Source organism: Rhodococcus sp. P4_B6, assembly GCF_056402215.1.
Genome location: NZ_JBFUHV010000016.1, coordinates 100,554 through 114,003, shown reverse-complemented (window position 1 = coordinate 114,003; position 13,450 = coordinate 100,554). Strand labels below are relative to the sequence as shown.

Genomic DNA, 13,450 nt, shown 5'->3' with positions numbered 1-13,450 from the left:
GGCCAACCCGGCCGAGGTCGCTGCCGCCCCGGTCAGCCCGGCGGCGCTGCCGATCGCGGCGCCGATCGCCGGTGCCGCCCACCCACCGGTGGCAACCCCGGCCGCCAAGCCGGCCGCACCGATGACGGCCACCTTGCCCCAATGCACACTCTTGCGGCGTAGCCGGCGGAGCAGGAGTTTGTGTTCCTCGCGCATCCGGTCCAGATCGGTCCGGTCGAGATGCGGGAAATCGTCCACCAACGCCTCGAGGGTTGTGCGGTGGGTCGCGGTGTGCCAGGACGCTTTCGCCAGCCACGGATCGAACAAAACGAGATCGACCAGCACCAACAACGACCGCTCCCGCGAGTCAAACAGCTGCGGGAGGCGCCGGGCGTGCTCGGCGATAGCATCCGCCGCCTCCTGGGTATCCATGTCCACCACCAGGGCCGTCAACCAATCCGGTCGATCCGGGCGATCCTCGGCGGCCACCTTCCGGAAGTCCGTCACGGCATCGCCGAGCACCGCCTCCCTGACGGCCACGGACTTGTCGGACTTCGTCGCGGCGATGTCCGAGCGCATCAACGACACCTGCATCGCCGCCAACGCCACCGACTCCGACCACTCCAACGTGCCGATCGGATCACCATCACTCGGAGACATGACCACCCCCTTCCACCCATCAAGAACTGCAAGTATCACCGACCGGTCCGACACCGACGCTCGGACACCCCCGAACCGCGGTGGTGTGTCAGTCACCCTGCACATCAGTGTCATTCATCCGAATGACACCTTGCTTCGCGCTGCCCGCCACATCAGCGGCCGCCCCACTACCCATCGAATTCTTCCCACTGCATCCATGAATGAGGACCCATAGATTCGCGGGCGACCATGGCACGGCAGCGCCGCAAGCAGAGGCGAATCGCTCAGCAGTCACCGTTCGCTGCAGCATGGACGGCCTTCGTCACTGCGGCCTGGTCGACACGGCTGTGCGCATCCCATTCCGGAGACTGTCGCAGTTCTTGCAGCATCGCCTCGGCGAACTCATTCTGATCCGTCTGGGAGGCATGCAATTCAGCGCGAGCCTCGAATATTGGGCCCATCTCGTTGCACGTCTCAGTGAAAACATCACTCGCGGACACGGGCGCCGACGTCGAGGTAGGCGCACTTGTGTTCGGGCTTCTCGTCGCCGACGGTGCCGCTGCCGCCGTTCTGGTTGTGGGAGGTGCGGTAATCCGCGTGACTGTGAACTCGGGGTCCACCGTCGGGCTGGCCGACGGTGCCGGYGACGCGTGGCCTGCGATTGCGGCCGAGTCGTCGCTGCACGCAGTGAGGTACAGCGCGAGCATGCCGATGTGCGTTGCGCGCGAAAGGGTGCTTCGGATTCGCATGTCTGGTGGTGGCCTGTCAGGAGTGTGGACTGTGGGGCGATCATGGGAGCCGCCCCGCACCATCACGTTCGTTACGAACCCCGTGAAAATTGATACCAGACGGGCCGGACATAACAGGTACTCCGGCCTCACTGACGGAAGGCGAGCACGATATGACGGCCAGACGCAGGATCAGCCGATGTGTAGGTTCGACGGCCGAACGTGACGTTGGCGGCCGACTTTCCGGGTCCGGGAATTACTCGATGTAGCCGATCTCGACTCCCGCGATGGTCCCGTCACCGACGATGGCGCTGCAGTTGAACTCACTGCGGACGGTGGCACCGAATGAGTTGCTGGCGTCTACATCGCCGGTGACCACCCAACGGCTCAGTTCGGTGTATTTGCTATACCTGTCCAACTGCGCATAATCCTCGTCCATAGTCTGAAGACTGTCCGTCTCGAACGCGGTTACGTCACTGAATTCGGCCGTGCTCGGTGACTCATCCGATCGGCCACGGCGCTGGTGCATCGGTCGATGGCTTCGTCCTCGGTGTTGTTGCCGAACACGGTGAACCCGACGATGACCGCAACGACGACCAGGGCGCCCGCTGCAATCCACATGGCCTTGCGGTTGCGCTTGGGCGGGGCCGATGCAGATGTGTCCGTGGACGCAGCCTGGGCGGCGGGTGCGTCGAGTTGTCGCTCCTCCGTCCACGTCTGGCCGTCCCAGTAGCGGACCGAGTTGGGTTCTCCCGATGGATTGGGGTACCACCCGGGGGAGACCGAGTCGGGCATGTGGGCTCCGTTCATGGTTGCGCGGTGGTCAAGAAATAGTGAGTGAAAATGTCGCACGAGAGCTTTTCGATGGGTCCGTTCGATGAGCACGAAGCGGACCACCGGAACCCCGTGCGGGTGGGGCGCCTCGGGTCAGGAGGCCCCGTCCACGGTCCAGGACAGCCAGACGGCGCCCAGCGGTGACAGTTGCAGCATTCGTTCCGAATGGCACAAGCACCGCAGTGGCCGAGCGAAGGAGCACGCGCCCGACCAAGTGGTGACCGAAGGCTCACTCACCGTGTCGATCGAGTGAATGACACTGCGATACAGCGCATCCAACTAGAGTCCGGATCTGTGTCACCACTGCCGCACCTGACGGGGAGGGCGGCGCCCCTAGGACGCGGCACCGACCTCCGGCGAGGGACTAGATGTTGACTCCGTAGTCTCGGGCGATCCCGGCCAGACCGGAGGCGTAGCCCTGACCGATCGCGCGGAACTTCCACTCCCCGCCATGCCGATACAACTCCCCGAACACCATTGCCGTCTCGATGGAGGCGTCTTCGGTCAGGTCGTAGCGCACCAGTTCGTTGCCGGTGCTGCGATCGACGACGCGGATGAACGCGTTGGTGACCTGCCCGAAGCTCTGTCCCCGCTGCTGTGCGTCGTGGATGGAGACGGGGAAGAAGATGTTGGTGACGTTCGGCGGCACCGCTTTGAGGTCGACGTTGATGACCTCGTCGTCGCCATCACCGTCGCCGGTGAGGTTGTCGCCGGTGTGCTCGATGGAACCGTCGGGTGAGCGCAGGTTGTTGTAGAACACGAAGTGCTGGTCCGACAGGACCCGCTTGTTCTCGCCGGTCACCAATGCACTCGCGTCGAGGTCGAAGTCGTGACCGGTGGTCGAGCGTGCGTCCCATCCCAACCCCACCGCGACCGCGGTCAGGTTCGGTGCCTGCTTGTCGAGGGAAACGTTGCCGCCTTTGGCCAGGGTGACGCCCATGAAGATCCTTCCGCCCGCAGCGTGTGGATGCGCACTGTTTGCCCACCCCATTCGACGCTCAGGCTACCCACCTTAGAACGTGATGTTTCGGACACGCCATTGCAGGGTGAATCCGTGTGATGCCCGTACTATCAGCGCGTGATCGGTTGCCAGACAGCACACGCCGGAGATCGAGGACGCGGGTCGCAGGATCGCTCGGTGCGATGCTGYCCGGCGGGGGTGTTCGGTGGCTGAGCGTTTGCCTYGTCCGTCGACGGTCRCATGAGTCGACCACCTCCCCCTGCGGGCGGCCCACGCGAYACCCATTTCTGACCTCACCAGCACCTGGATGGAAAGGACCGGCTCCGGCCGCAMCTCATGACCGATCTCGCCCGCGGCCAGAACACCCCCATCGACGACGGCTCGCTGACCGTGGCCGTTTCCGGCGTCGGCCAGGGCGCCATCGACCTGATGGCCTTCCAGCTCGGCGGTGATCAACGGGTCCGCTCSGAYGCCGACTTCATCTTCTTCAACCAACCCACCTCCCCCGAGGGTGCRGTCCGACTGGTCGCCGCCGACCGCATCACGRTCGACCTCCGCGCTGTTCCGGCCKGCATCGAGAAACTGTCCATCGCYGTGGCGCTCGACGAGCAGGTCGCCGGGAGTCTCGCGCACACCGGCAATCTCGGGGTCGTCCTCGAACAACCGACCGGGATGCGGGTCACCGCACGGGCGCTCGGCCTGACCACCGAACGGGCAGCGGTCCTGCTCGAGGTYTACCGCCGCCAGGGCACCTGGAAGGTCCGCAATGTCTCGGCGGGCTGGGACACYGGGCTGGCRGCCCTGGTCACCCACCACGGTGTCGACGTCTCAGACCAACCCGCCCCGCCGCCGGCGGCAGCGGCACCGCCCGCACCGGCGGCGGCGCACCAGCACACGCCCGTGCACCCACCGGTCGTGRCCGCGGCGGCATCCGCCCCTCCCGCTCCCCCGCACACCCCACCACAACCGCCGGCGTCGGTCTCGGTGTCGCCGATCAGCTTCGAGAAGGTCAAGGTCACCCTGTCGAAGGACTCGGCCACCAAGACCGCCCGCATCGACCTCCGCAAGAGCCAGGGCGACCCCAACTGGGTGCTGACCGTCGGACTCGAATGGGACGGCCGCGGCGCCCACTACGACCCCTATGGCCGSGTCACCCRCTACGGGACCGGGGACCTCGACGTGTACTTCTTCTGCCGCGACGAGGTCACCAAYAAGTWCGTCGTCATCAGCGGCGAACCCCGCCACCGCGGCACCCTCGACAAGTGGCCGTTCATCCACCACGACGGCGACAGCAAAGGCCCCGGCAACGGCAACCGSCCCGCCGTCGAACAGGTCCGCGTCCTGCCCACCGAGAACGGAGACCTCCTGGTCAACGTCTACCAAAGCGTCGACAACGGAACCGGCGCGATCGACGCCTTCGGCCGCCCCCGCGTCGCCATCCGATACGGTCGCGCCGCACCCGGCGGGCTCCCCGGCGACGACGCCGACGAAATCCTCGTCTACGTCGGCAACGGACAGGACTCCTACTGGGCCACCATCGCCCACATCGACGTGCAAGACGGCATCCTCACCGTCGACGGCGAAACCCGYTACAGCCACCCCGGCAGCGAACASATGCCCGGACTCGACACCACCGGCACCTGGGTCCGCGAACCTCAGGGCGGACCCGTCGGYCGCAGCAAGAMAGCGAACCGCGGAATCGGACTCACCAAATACACCGGCCGCTGCCCCACCCCSACAGGAAAGTACTGACCATGCACCCACACACTCCGAAACGCCATGCCCGTGCCRCCGGTGTGCTCACCGTCATCACCGGGAYACTTCTCCTCGGTGCTGGTCCCGCCAGTGCCGCGGAACCGGTTCTGGCGCCGACCATCACCGCCGACGCGGACGGGCTCGTCGTCCRCGCCACCGTCACCAACCCSAACCCCGGCCCGCTSACMTACCCGGGRATCGAATGCTTCCCGCAACTGACCGACCACCAGAACACCAGCGGCGACATGCCATGGATGTGGCCAACCCTGCCCCAAGCCAGCGTCCCCGGCTTCGGCGCATCCATCGGCGAGACCAAACAATTCCTCATCACCGTGCCCCACCCCGGGGACTACACGGTGGAGGCGTACTGCTGGCTCCAAGGCGACGTGCAATCCGCGGCCGGCAGCGACAAATTCACCCTCACCGTCGAGGGGAGCACCAAACCGGATCCAGAACCCGAACCCACCCGACCGGGGCTGCCATTCTTCGGCAGCTGACAACCCTGCCGCATCACTAGGTCTCAGCGCTGAAAGACACGGCTCAGCCATCGCCGCGTCTGATGGATGCGCCGGACCGGTATCTCCTCGCCGCCCTCGCGCGAAGCCTCGGCATCGGCAGTCTCACGGTGCTCGGCGGCGTTTCGCGCCGCGTCCCGGGCGCGCTGGCGCTGTTCGTTGTATGCGGCGAGTTCGACACGCAGGCCGGCACGGAGCTCCGGGACCGTCTCGGTGGCTCCGAGCAGTTCGAAGAACCCGGGGAGCGAGAACGTGCGCTTGATGCCGTGGCGCGTCCAGTAGATCCCGACGTGATCGATATGGTGTTCGTCGTCGAAGTCCAGGAGTGCATAACCGGCAAGTTGATAGACATCGGACTTGGTGATCGTCGTCGCGGCGTGCGTGGATTTGAAGTCGAGAAGCAACCCGTCGACCAGAAGATCCGCGTCGGCACCGTCGATGGCGCCAGACCCGGAAAAGCTTATCCCCGAACGCGCCGTGCCCGCACGGGCACGTAGCTCGCCCAGTCCGGTGTTCGCGACGCAGACCTGGTCGTGGAGTTGGGCGATGACGAACCACGGCACCTGAGCGCGTGCCTGATCGAACGTCACCGCCCTCCCGCCGTCCAGAAGTGGAGTCTTGTCGATGACGTGCAGGTACGAACGGTAGAGCTGATCCAGCTGGCCGGCGACCACGCAGAGGCGGAGCAGGTCGTTCTCGATCGACTCGGGCAGCTCGATACGGTCGGCGGACTGTGGGGGTGCCTCGGCGAGCAAGCTGGCGATCGCAGCCGTCAACTCACCCAGCAAGGCGGCGGCTTCCGGATGGTTTCTGGTCAGCGCTGCATGACCCCTCCGCGCCGACACCGGGACGAGATCGTCCGTGGTGAACGCTAGTCTCAGGCGAAAATCGATGGCAGTTCCGATCAGCCCCCAGTCCGGCCTCTTCCCGGTATGACTGGATTTCGTCCGGAGAGCCGGCTTGCGAACACCGTCGTGAACCGCAGTCACCGCACCAGCGTTGGGAATAGAGTTCTGCGCGAACCGCATGAACGGCGATCCGGCCCACTCGATCTGAGATGTCAAGGACACCGGCAGAACACTACTGCGCCACCGCTGGGCACCCTGCGCGGGCACGACAAGCCATCCCATGTGCCGGCGACTACCGCCAGCGACCCCCCAGTTATCTTCCACCTCCGGCACGTCTGATATCTACTCCCAGGGAGCCGCTCCCCACCGATCCACAGCTCCCAGTCATCTCAAAGATTCCCCCGGCCAAGACTTCAGACAGTCGACACACAACATGCGAATCCGCCGCATCCTCTCGATCGCTACATGCATGAGCGCGGTCACGCTGATCCTGACCGCCTGCAGCGACGACTCAGCCACCCCCGCAAGCAACGCCGCTTCGGCGTCAGCGACCACCTCGACGCAGGACGCCGACTCCACCATCAAACGGATCACCGTCCCACCCACCACCACCACCGCGGCGGCCGAGACCACGAGCGGGAAGGACCTGCACGGAACCGCGCTCTACCTTCAGACGTGCCACGACACGCTGGAGTACTTCGACGCGGTCCGCGAACTCGCCGACATGGTCGGCGAACCCTTCGACTCGAAACAGGCCGCCGACGGCCTGCTCGAACTCGCACGCACCGGCGGCGACGAGCTTCTTCAAGACCTCGAAGCGTCCGGTGACATCGACGTCCCAGCCGCTGACCCCAGCGACCCACGTGGGACGAAATCCCGAAAGCCGACCGCACCGAAATCGAGCGCGCCATCTACGCCGCCGCCGACGGCGACTGCTGACCCCACCTTCAATACGAACCAAGGGAAGGCCTTCATCGGGCGTCCGCTAGGGCCTCGAACTCGGCCCGAACATCGTTGTGGTTAAGGCTGTCGTAGCGATCGGCCGCAATTCCTGCGCCGGCGTCGGTTCGATGCAGCCAGTCAGGGTCAGCCCAGAGCAAGCACGATGAGGGCGACAGCCGTTTGGATCTGCGTGTCGTTCTCCAGTGGTCTCATCGGGAACGTCCGCCGACGCCAACGCTTTCAGGCGCGGCGACGGAAACGCTCTTCATATGACGAGGGACCGGGCCTGTCCCAGAGTCGCCCGGTCCTGCTCCGACCGGGGACGCCGCGAGTCGCCCCGTGCAGGCCGCGTCCGGCATTTCCGCCTGGTACGGGCGTGACGATCGCGACGACGTAAATCCTGCAGGAAACGTGTGCTGCTTCCGTACCCGGACGTACCAGACCCGATGGTGACGTCGTCACGGCGGCGCGACCAACCCTATTGTTCGCCTGCATGGCCACCACCGCGGCCGTGAACGAGCGGAATCATGTCGTATCCCACGGTGATTGCTCAAGACTGTTGAGCTCATCGAGCACCTGGTCGACGGCGGTGGTGGGGATACGACATCGTTGCCCTCCGAAGCGCGGAGACGGTCACGTACGTAGGCGAGCATGGAAAGTTCACGCTCGAGGTCTGCTTCGGTGCGGTCGCTCACCGTCTCATCCTGCCCCGATCGCGGGCGATGAGCAGAACTTCGCTGACCGGAGGCTCCGGGTAGCGCCCAGTTCGGAGAAGTATTCAGGTCACGGGACGCGTATGTATCCCTTGTCGATGCCGTCCTGGATATCGGCGATGCATGCTTCGCGGGTCTGACCGGACTTGCCCATGCATGTTTCGATGAACGACTCGTCCTCCGTCGGGTACGGGGGCGCGGTCTCGGCTGGTGCGAGTTGCCCGCACTGCGGGTCATTGGGAACGGAGTACTGCCGGCCGTCGGAGCCGCTGTACACACCAACGAGCGGGTGCCCGTCGCAGAACAGAAAGGTCTTCACCACTTCGGTCGGCGGAGCGAATGTTTCCTGATCGGTGAGGTACTCGCACTGCGGGTCGTTCGGGACCGAGTACTGCAGGCCGTCGGAGCCGCTGTACACCCCGACCAGCGGGTGCCCGTCGCAGAACAGAAAGGTCTTCACCACCTCGATCGGCTGCGCGGGAGCGACCTGGTCCACGATCGGTTCGGAGCTTGGGAGCAATTCGGTTGGGGTGCTGGTGGCCCCGACGGTTGTGGTTGCCGTCAGTGTGGGGGTGGCACTGGGCTGCGGAGGCGGCGCGGATTCCTCCGATGCACAACCCGTCCCCATCGCAAGGGTGGGGCAGCAAGTACTGCTGCCAGTATGTTCCTACGCATGATTTTCTCCGGTTGTGTCGGTGGGTGAGGCTGGGCGGGGACTCCCGATGCAACGACAGCGGCACTGCCGTATCGAATGAGACGACCTCTAGCTGCCAAAGTTGAGGCCGTCGAGACTGCCGGTCGATGGCGCAGTCACCGGCGCCGGCGCGACAACGACGACCTTCGGTTCATTCCGCGCGTACTGAGACGAAGCAGAATCCCAGCACTCGGTGAGGACGTGGTAGCTACCGACAGCGACATCGGGGATCGAGTAGGTCTTGGTTTCGTGCGGCGCAGGGAAGATCGCGTAGTCGAAACCCTCCAGTTTCGGCCACACGTAGTTCTCCCACGCCAGCTCCGCACCGGTCGGCAGGACCACCGCACCGCACCGTCCATAATCGTTCGGGTGGGTCAGTGAGATGTTGATCGTCGAGCCGTCGACATCCGCGGTGAACGGTGGCGGCAGCAGCGAGGCAGGTTCCGCGGCGGCAATTCCCGCTGCCAGAGGCATGATCACGAGGCCGGCAAGTGCGGTCGCGACCGAGAGGCGAACAGCTGTCATCATTCCTGGATCCAACCAAACCTGCCAGCACCGCAGGTTCGCGGGGCGGGAACCCACGTCATCCGTAATGCACTCGGATGCAATATTTTCGGTTGTCAATACACCATCCGAATGACGAGGTACGGACACCGAGCACACGTGCCATCGTCGTGCAGTCCACGAACGTAGCCGCCCACTTCCCTTCTACGACACCGAAGCGTGCTGCAGTCGATGCCGTGCGGTCACGGGACATGTGCCGCGGGCCCAACCGGTTCGCCACGCGTGTCGCAGCGTCAGGTGATGGTGTAGCCGAGCTGATGGGCCGCGCTGTCGATCGGCCCGGACAACCCGGGATGCGACAACGGCAGCGACAACGCCGGCAGCGCGGGGAAGGCGTCGGTGGCGCGTTCGGTGATCGCGATGCAGACACTGCCGGCGAATCGGCCGCGGTAGACGATCCCGTCCAGGTCGTCGTAGGCGCGGTGAATGGTGCGGGCCCAGTGCTGGGTTCGGCCGTGCGCGGCGGAGTCGAGGGCGTGGTTGCCGCCGACCCGGGTCGCCCACGTCCCCTCGCCGATGCCGGACACATCGAGCAGTCTCAGCGGGCGGGTGAATCGCAGCCCGGTCAGATACGGGTCGCCGCGGTGGCGGTCGATCACCCGGGCGCTCTGGAACGCCTCGGCCAACCCGCCGCGGGGACTGGAGGCGCCGTACCAGATGCCGTAGCCGGGATGTTCGGCGCGCGGGGGTGGGTGGTGGTCGAACCGCAGGATCGGCCCGAACGTGCGCATCCCATTCCAGGGCAGCACGTGGGTGCCGGTGGTGCGATGCACCCGCCACACCACCTCTGCCGGTTGCCAGTCCAGCACTTCCTCGCCGCGCACACCCGCATCACGAAGGTCGGCGATGGTCGGGGGCGTCGGCAGCATCGACCCCATCTATGCCGATTCCCATTCGGCGGCGGTGATCACGTCTCGGACCTGTTCGATGTCGGCGGCGGTTCCGGCGCTGCCGATCAGCCACGCCACGATCGACACCGGCCGGCCGTCCACGGTCAGGGACGGTTGCGGGAGGGTCAGCAATGCCTGCACGGTCAGCGGGTGCAGATCCTTCGCCAGCAACGGCGCCACCTGGTCGAGGTGCGGCACCGCACCGGTGTCGGTGAACTGGGCGGGCGGCAGCAACCGGTTGCGGCCCGACGCGAACGCCCACAGGGTGCCCTCACCGAGGCGTTGCCGGATCCGGGCCGCGGTCACCCCGAGACGGTCCGCGGCCTCCGCGATCGACAGGGAGCTGCGGACCAGTTCCTGCATGCGAATGTCGCGGTCCACCCGTGCCGCCGTCGCCGCGGCCGGGTCGTCAACGAACCCGGCCCGATCGAGCAGGGCTGCGTCGTGGTCGGACAGCGGCGGTGCTGCCGGGTTCCGGTCGGAGAGGCTGTGCAGGATCTGGGCGAAGAACTGGCGTCCGACGTCGGTGCCGGTCACCTCCCGCAGCGCATCCTCGAACCCGAGATCGCCGCGCAGGTAGCGGGCTTCGGTGCTGGCATCGGTGGCCTCGTTCATCACACCCAACCCCTCGCTTTCACCTATTATCACACACAAATATATGATAGCGCGGATCGGGAGGGGTCGCTACCGCGTCCGTGACGGGCTGGTGCCCGGCGAGTCACCTGATGACCCCCCGACGGGGGATACCACCTGCCGCCGAGGGACCGGTCCGCTCGGCCCGTCCGCCCGCGGCGCAGATCCGCGTGTCCGTGCGGTGTCGGGGCCATGTGCCAGGCTGTCGTGCGCTGCCCCGACCACACACGGCAGGGGCGGCAAGTAAGGCACATACGGGGAGGAAGGGTTCATCGGGGTGGATACAGCAGTAGCGCAATGGGCGGAACGCCGCGGACGTAGTCTGACCGTCGCAGAAACCAGCAAGTACGTCCAGACCCACCTCGATCAGAGCGTGGACATGCAGATCGTCATCGCCGGAGAGTGCCGCGAGCTCCGACGACTCTCCGGTGGCAGCTGGCAGATGGACCTCGCCTCCCCACACGGCCGCGCCGTCGACTGCATACCCGTGTACTTCAGCAACGATGTCGCCGCAGCAGTAGGCGGATTCCTCAAACACCGTGTCGGACGCCGCTTCGGCGACCACATCACCAACGGCGCCGGAGTCACCATCGCAGGAAACTTGACCGTCAGTTCCTACACCCGCGCTCTGCAACTGCGCGCCAACCAGGTCTTCCCCGAACGCACAGACCTGGGGCCCGTGACCTGTGCCGAGAACGCACATCGAGACAGGCTCGCGACCCTCGGCTTCCCCAAGTCCCTGTTCACTCAAGGCAACCCCACCAGCCTGAAGTGGCCGGACAAGCTCCGCCACATCACCGTCATCTCCTCCAACGGCTCCAAAGCCGTCACCGACATCAAGGCGATGCTCGACAAGGTACGAGTCGGTGTCCCCACCCTCGAACCGGTCGTGGTGTCGATGAACCGCCACCAGATCGCCGAACACCTCGTGAAGAAACTCGCCACCATCGAACCAAGCCGCACCGACCTCGTCGTCATCACCCGCGGCGGCGGCCACTGGACGGACCTGTGGTCCTTCCATGACGCCGACCTCGCACACGCCATCCGCCACTGCCGCGTTCCGGTGATGGTCGCCCTCGGACACGCCGCGGACGAGCCCACCAACGCCGACTACGCCGCCACCGGATCGTTCACCACACCGTCGGCCTTCGGCACACAACTCGCCGGGCACCTATACAAAACCACTGCCGCACAGAAAAAGATCACACCCACGCCCACCCGACTGCACGCAGCGAAGAAGCAGCCCACCGGCGCACCCGAGGACTACCGCGCACGGTACGACCAGCTCGTCCAATGGCACACCGCAACCACCCACAACACCCGCTACTGGCGGGACGCGTACGTCGATGAACTCCGCACCGGCAGCGCAGCACGAGTCAAGCTCCATTGCGTCCTGGCAGCCATCGCGACACTGCTGGTCGGCGGGATAGTCACCGCGGCCGCGTTGCTGTCACCGAACCCCACCGTACCCATCACCACCGGAGCCACGACCCTGCTCCTCGCCGCCCTATGCTGGCACAACAAAACCCCCACGACCACCCCACCACGATCGATGCGATTCCGCCGACCACCGCACAACACACACGACTGGATCCGCGCCACCCGCAAAGCCCGCACACCCCACCGATACCGCACCCTCTGGACACACATCCCACCAGAGCTCACACAACCCTGACACCACACCAACACCGGTGCGGATGTTGACAGTGAGCGCGCCCTCGAACGGGGCGATCGCGACGACATGAAGCTGTTCGGCAGGAAGGACTGTCCACAACACAGCGCCCGCCGAGGACGCGATGACTCGGGGTGAGCCGGGGTGAGGTCACCGAGCGCTGACGCCCCCCCCCCCCCCGGGGCCCGGGCCAGCACCCGAGCCAATGCCACTGTTGCCGTCAGGACCGCGGCCACCACCGCGATAACGCACACGAACGTCGCAGGGACGGTGGAATACCCGAACAGCCCGGCCGCGCCCACACCGGCAGCGGTCGCCGCCAGCGCACCGACCGGCAGCAACACCGCGAGGATCCGCACGGTCGCCCCGCGCCGATCATCACCCGCTGCGGCCAGCACCCACCACACACCCAGCAGTGCGCACCCGTACGCCATTACTCCGCTGCCGGCGTAGAGCACCAACACCGAGGCCCACTCCACGGCGATGCTCACCGCGGAGGTGAACGCGAGATACAGCAACACCAGCATCGGCGACAGCCCCACAGTGATACCGGCGAGTGCTGCGGCGACGGTCCGGCCGAGCAGGAAGGTGCGCCGACGGCGGCGTTCGTCCGCGCTCGCCGCGTCCCGCACCACCCGCCACCCGGACAGCCACAGCACCACCCCGCAGCCGGCCCCGGCCGCCGCGGCGCCGACGAGCACGATCGCCGCCACAATCGATGGATCGGTCCACGCCGGCCGGAACGACGACGCCATTGTGTACGGTCGCGATGTAAACGCGGCGAACACCACCGCCGCCACTAGCCCGACGACCAAACCCACAACCCCGAAGATCCCGCTCTGCCTCCCCATCCGCCCATCGTGTCATCGGTAGGTGCTCAAATGGCGGCAACCGCGGTCACCGGTGGTTCCCCAACGCATATGCGACCCTCCCGATCCACTCCGCGCGGGAATCGTCAAGTCAGGTTCGCCTGGATACCTCGCACCCCTCCCCGGCACCGCTGCGCGGACAACCGCCCACCGCCGAGGATCATGATCCCCACAGGCTCATAGCCTTCGCGGCACGATGGACACGCTGCGCATC

General features: G+C 66.1%; 14 protein-coding genes and 1 pseudogene. 5 read left to right on the top strand and 10 right to left on the bottom strand.

Features of this window, described 5'->3' with window-relative positions; all coding sequences use genetic code 11:
• The 4 genes and pseudogenes from AC1DWT_RS10905 to AC1DWT_RS10890 all read right to left on the bottom strand — a co-directional run.
• Window positions 1-639 (bottom strand): annotated as a pseudogene (locus tag AC1DWT_RS10905) (hypothetical protein); the annotation flags it as partial.
• Window positions 640-1,104: 465 nt separating this feature from the next.
• The gene (locus AC1DWT_RS10900; RefSeq protein ID WP_477920569.1) at window positions 1,105-1,302 is read right to left on the bottom strand and encodes a hypothetical protein; all 198 of its coding nucleotides are present in this window, start codon (window positions 1,300-1,302) and stop codon (window positions 1,105-1,107) included.
• 300 nt (window positions 1,303-1,602) lie between these two features.
• A complete protein-coding gene (locus AC1DWT_RS10895) occupies window positions 1,603-1,764 on the bottom strand; it encodes a hypothetical protein (protein ID WP_477920567.1) in 162 nt (53 codons plus the stop codon).
• Between the two features lie 50 nt (window positions 1,765-1,814).
• A complete protein-coding gene (locus AC1DWT_RS10890; RefSeq protein ID WP_477920566.1) occupies window positions 1,815-2,141 on the bottom strand; it encodes a DUF2510 domain-containing protein in 327 nt (108 codons plus the stop codon).
• A gap of 82 nt (window positions 2,142-2,223) precedes the next feature.
• On the opposite strand from AC1DWT_RS10890, the gene AC1DWT_RS10885 reads away from it, so the two are divergent.
• On the top strand, window positions 2,224-2,433 hold the full coding sequence (locus AC1DWT_RS10885; RefSeq protein ID WP_477920564.1) for a hypothetical protein: 210 nt from the start codon (window positions 2,224-2,226) through the stop codon (window positions 2,431-2,433).
• Between the two features lie 111 nt (window positions 2,434-2,544).
• Here the strand turns inward: AC1DWT_RS10885 and AC1DWT_RS10880 are convergent, their stop codons facing one another.
• A complete protein-coding gene (locus AC1DWT_RS10880) occupies window positions 2,545-3,120 on the bottom strand; it encodes a TerD family protein (RefSeq protein WP_317763229.1) in 576 nt (191 codons plus the stop codon).
• Between the two features lie 357 nt (window positions 3,121-3,477).
• On the opposite strand from AC1DWT_RS10880, the gene AC1DWT_RS10875 reads away from it, so the two are divergent.
• Together AC1DWT_RS10875 and AC1DWT_RS10870 are read left to right on the top strand one after the other, a co-directional pair.
• The gene (locus AC1DWT_RS10875) at window positions 3,478-4,893 is read left to right on the top strand and encodes a TerD family protein (protein WP_477920562.1); all 1,416 of its coding nucleotides are present in this window, start codon (window positions 3,478-3,480) and stop codon (window positions 4,891-4,893) included.
• A 2-nt stretch (window positions 4,894-4,895) separates the two neighbouring features.
• Entirely contained in the window at window positions 4,896-5,393 is a 498-nt protein-coding gene (locus AC1DWT_RS10870; RefSeq protein ID WP_477920560.1) for a hypothetical protein, read from the top strand.
• Window positions 5,394-5,416: 23 nt separating this feature from the next.
• On the opposite strand, the gene AC1DWT_RS10865 is transcribed toward AC1DWT_RS10870, so the two are convergent.
• Complete coding sequence (locus AC1DWT_RS10865) at window positions 5,417-6,400, bottom strand: hypothetical protein (protein WP_477920558.1); 984 nt, start codon at window positions 6,398-6,400, stop codon at window positions 5,417-5,419.
• A gap of 328 nt (window positions 6,401-6,728) precedes the next feature.
• On the opposite strand from AC1DWT_RS10865, the gene AC1DWT_RS10860 reads away from it, so the two are divergent.
• A complete protein-coding gene (locus AC1DWT_RS10860) occupies window positions 6,729-7,283 on the top strand; it encodes a hypothetical protein (protein ID WP_477920557.1) in 555 nt (184 codons plus the stop codon).
• A gap of 701 nt (window positions 7,284-7,984) precedes the next feature.
• On the opposite strand, the gene AC1DWT_RS10855 is transcribed toward AC1DWT_RS10860, so the two are convergent.
• The 4 genes from AC1DWT_RS10855 to AC1DWT_RS10840 form a co-directional block, all read right to left on the bottom strand.
• Window positions 7,985-8,410 (bottom strand): hypothetical protein, encoded by a 426-nt coding sequence (locus AC1DWT_RS10855; protein ID WP_477920555.1) that lies wholly within the window; start codon window positions 8,408-8,410, stop codon window positions 7,985-7,987.
• A 267-nt stretch (window positions 8,411-8,677) separates the two neighbouring features.
• Window positions 8,678-9,136 carry a hypothetical protein gene (locus AC1DWT_RS10850; protein WP_477920553.1) on the bottom strand — a complete coding sequence of 153 codons (459 nt, stop codon included), beginning with the start codon at window positions 9,134-9,136 and terminating at the stop codon, window positions 8,678-8,680.
• Window positions 9,137-9,405: 269 nt separating this feature from the next.
• Window positions 9,406-10,050: an RES family NAD+ phosphorylase gene (locus AC1DWT_RS10845; RefSeq protein WP_477920551.1), complete on the bottom strand. Its 645-nt coding sequence runs from the start codon at window positions 10,048-10,050 to the stop codon at window positions 9,406-9,408.
• Window positions 10,051-10,677 carry a hypothetical protein gene (locus AC1DWT_RS10840; protein ID WP_477920549.1) on the bottom strand — a complete coding sequence of 209 codons (627 nt, stop codon included), beginning with the start codon at window positions 10,675-10,677 and terminating at the stop codon, window positions 10,051-10,053.
• A 295-nt stretch (window positions 10,678-10,972) separates the two neighbouring features.
• On the opposite strand from AC1DWT_RS10840, the gene AC1DWT_RS10835 reads away from it, so the two are divergent.
• Window positions 10,973-12,370 (top strand): exodeoxyribonuclease VII large subunit, encoded by a 1,398-nt coding sequence (locus AC1DWT_RS10835; protein WP_477920547.1) that lies wholly within the window; start codon window positions 10,973-10,975, stop codon window positions 12,368-12,370.
• Window positions 12,371-13,450: the final 1,080 nt, after the last annotated feature.